Source organism: Paenibacillus sp. PL91 (genome assembly GCF_012935325.2).
Classification (GTDB): Bacteria; Bacillota; Bacilli; order Paenibacillales; family Paenibacillaceae; genus Pristimantibacillus.
Window position 1 is genome coordinate 1 of sequence record NZ_JABBYG020000083.1, and the last position, 454, is coordinate 454.

Genomic DNA, 454 nt, shown 5'->3' on the forward strand with positions numbered 1-454 from the left:
ACTGTTCCAATTTATAGAACTGACTAGACGCTCAATAACTCTTGCCGCTCTAATCTTTCCACCTCATCATCATGTAAAGCTGCTCGACGCTTTAGGAGCTCATATGTCTCACTCCACTCTTCAGGGTATCTTGTCCATTGAATTCGCTTATACAATTCTCCTAGGGCATGCTCTACTTCATTTCTAAATTGTTTCCATAGCATCTTAGCTTTGTAATAGTCACCGTTATTACGAGTAGCATTCACTACGTCATAACAGAGTTTATCTTTTCTGGAAATCTCCATACTGATTTCATCAACTGTAAAAAGAATTTCTTTTTTGAGTTTGGCGTCATTCTCCATAGTTGCGATCATTTCGGCCATAATAGAAATTATATTGGGATTATTTTGAGCTGAGTGATTAATACATTCAGCGAGTTGGATAGTCATAAATTTCTCCCTCCTAGCAACGTGCT

At 37.9% G+C, this 454-nt stretch carries 1 protein-coding gene; it reads right to left on the reverse strand.

From position 1 onward, the window contains the following. Positions 1–23: 23 nt before the first annotated feature. On the reverse strand, positions 24–454 hold a 431-nt coding region (locus HI950_RS35465), incomplete at its 5' end, for a hypothetical protein (RefSeq protein WP_223285706.1).